Here is a 2,907-nt window from a genome sequence, read left to right as displayed (position 1 = left end):
CGGCGTCTGGACCGGGTGATCATTCGGTTCGCGGGGGATTCGGGTGACGGTATGCAGCTCACCGGTGACCGGTTCACCTCGGAGACCGCGTCGTTCGGCAATGATCTTTCGACTCTGCCGAACTTTCCTGCCGAGATCCGTGCTCCGGCCGGTACTCTGCCCGGTGTCTCGTCCTTTCAGCTTCATTTCGCCGATCATGACATCCTGACGCCGGGGGATGCGCCGAACGTGCTGGTGGCGATGAACCCGGCGGCGTTGAAGGCGAATGTGGGTGATCTGCCGCGGGGGGCGGAGATCATCGTCGACACGGACGAGTTCACCCGGCGTGCGCTGCAGAAGGTCGGCTACGACGCGTCCCCGCTGGAGGACGGTTCGCTGGAGGGCTATCACCTGCATCCGGTGCCGCTGACCACGCTGACGGTCCAGGCGCTCAAGGAGTTCGATCTGTCCCGCAAGGAGGCCGAGCGCAGCAAGAACATGTTCGCGCTGGGTCTGCTGTCGTGGATGTATCACCGGCCGACCGAGGGTACGGAGAAGTTCCTGAGGGTGAAGTTCGCGAAGAAGCCGCAGATCATGGCGGCGAACATCGCGGCGTTCAGGGCGGGCTGGAACTTCGGTGAGACGACGGAGGACTTCGCGGTCTCCTACGAGGTCGCCCCGGCGGCGAAGGCGTTCCCGGCCGGCACGTACCGCAACATCTCGGGGAACCTGGCCCTGGCCTACGGTCTGGTCACGGCCTCGCAGCAGGCGGACCTGCCGCTGTTCCTGGGCTCGTATCCGATCACTCCGGCCTCCGACATCCTGCACGAGTTGTCGAAGCACAAGAACTTCGGGGTGCGTACCTTCCAGGCCGAGGACGAGATCGCCGGGATCGGCGCCGCTTTGGGCGCGGCCTTCGGCGGCTCGCTGGCGGTGACCACCACCTCGGGTCCGGGGATCGCTCTGAAGAGCGAGACGATCGGTTTGGCGGTGAGTCTGGAGTTGCCGCTGCTGGTGGTGGACATCCAGCGCGGCGGGCCGTCGACGGGGCTGCCGACCAAGACCGAGCAGGCCGATCTGCTGCAGGCGATGTTCGGCCGCAACGGTGAGGCACCGGTGCCGGTGGTGGCTGCCTGCACGCCGGCGGACTGCTTCGACGCGGCGTTGGAGGCGGCGCGGATCGCGCTGACCTACCGCACCCCGGTGATGCTGCTGTCGGACGGGTACCTGGCCAACGGTTCGGAGCCGTGGCGGATCCCGGACCTGCACGAACTGCCCGATCTGCGGGTGCAGTTCGCGCAGGGCCCCAACCACACCCTGCCCGACGGCACCGAGGTGTTCCGCCCCTACCAGCGCGACCCCGAGACCCTGGCCCGGCCCTGGGCGGTCCCGGGCACCCCGGGACTGGAGCACCGCATCGGCGGGATCGAGAAACAGGACGGCACCGGGAACATCTCCTACGACCCGGCCAACCACGACTTCATGGTCCGCACCCGCCAGGCCAAGATCGACAACATCGCCGTGGCCGACCTCGACGTCGACGACCCCCACGGCGCCAGGACACTCGTGGTGGGCTGGGGCTCGACGTACGGGCCGATCACCGCCGCGGTACGCCGGCTGCGCACGGCCGGCACCCCCGTCGCCCAGGCCCACCTGCGCCACCTCAACCCCTTCCCCCGCAACCTCGGCGAGGTCCTCCAACGCTACGACACGGTGGTGATCCCCGAGATGAACCTCGGACAGCTGGCCACCCTGATCCGCGCGAAGTACCTCGTCGACGCCCGCTCCCACACCCAGGTCAACGGCATGCCGTTCAAGGCGGAACAGCTCGCCCAGGCCCTGAAGGAGGCCATCGATGACTGACGCCGGCAACGCGCTGCTGCACCTGGTCCCCAAGGCCGAGGCCCAGCAGTCCATCAAGGACTTCAAATCGGACCAGGAGGTGCGCTGGTGCCCCGGCTGCGGTGACTACGCCATCCTCGCCGCCGTCCAGGGCTTCCTGCCCGAACTCGGCCTGGCCAGGGAGAACATCGTCTTCGTCTCCGGCATCGGCTGCTCCTCCCGCTTCCCGTACTACATGAACACCTACGGGATGCACTCCATCCACGGCCGCGCCCCCGCCATCGCCACCGGCCTGGCCACCAGCCGACGCGACCTGAGCGTCTGGGTCGTCACCGGCGACGGCGACGCCCTGTCCATCGGCGGCAACCACCTCATCCACGCCCTGCGCCGCAACGTCAACCTCAAGATCCTGCTGTTCAACAACCGCATCTACGGCCTGACCAAAGGCCAGTACTCCCCGACCTCCGAACTCGGCAAGATCACCAAATCCACGCCCATGGGCTCCCTCGACGCCCCCTTCAACCCCGTCTCCCTCGCCCTCGGCGCGGAAGCCTCCTTCGTGGCCCGCACCATCGACTCCGACCGCAAACACCTCACGGAAGTGCTGCGCCAGGCGGCCGAGCACCCCGGCACCGCCCTGATCGAGATCTACCAGAACTGCAACATCTTCAACGACGGCGCCTTCGACGCCCTCAAGGACAAACAACAGGCCGAACACGCCCTCATCCGCCTCGAGCACGGCCGGCCCATCACCTTCGGCCCCGACAGCACCCGCGGCGTCGTCCGCGACCACACCACCGGCGACCTGCACGTCGTCACCGTCACACCCGACAACGAAGCAGACATCCTCGTCCACGACGCCCACGCCGCCTCCCCCACCACCGCCTTCGCCCTCTCCCGCCTCGCCGACCCCGACACCCTCCACCACACCCCCATCGGCGTCTTCCGCGACATCGACCGGCCCGTCTACGACACCGCCATGGCCGACCAACTCGACACCGCCATCGAACACAAGGGCAAAGGCGACCTCGCCGCCCTCCTCGCCGGCAACGACACCTGGACCGTCATCGGCTGACACCGCCGTTC

The 2,907-nt window shown here is 67.9% G+C and carries 2 protein-coding genes; both read left to right on the top strand.

Annotated elements, in window-relative coordinates:
• A partial coding sequence (locus AC5WRT_RS38750; protein WP_496098897.1) for a 2-oxoacid:acceptor oxidoreductase subunit alpha occupies window positions 1-1,842 on the top strand: 1,842 nt, incomplete at its 5' end.
• The gene (locus tag AC5WRT_RS38745) at window positions 1,835-2,896 is read left to right on the top strand and encodes a 2-oxoacid:ferredoxin oxidoreductase subunit beta (protein WP_496101085.1); all 1,062 of its coding nucleotides are present in this window, start codon (window positions 1,835-1,837) and stop codon (window positions 2,894-2,896) included. The genes AC5WRT_RS38750 and AC5WRT_RS38745, both read left to right, overlap by 8 nt.
• The last annotated feature ends 11 nt before the right edge of the window (window positions 2,897-2,907 follow it).

The organism is Streptomyces sp. NTD91 (genome assembly GCF_059510455.1).
Note: the sequence above shows the minus strand (reverse complement) of the source record. Positions and strands in the feature narration are given on the sequence as shown.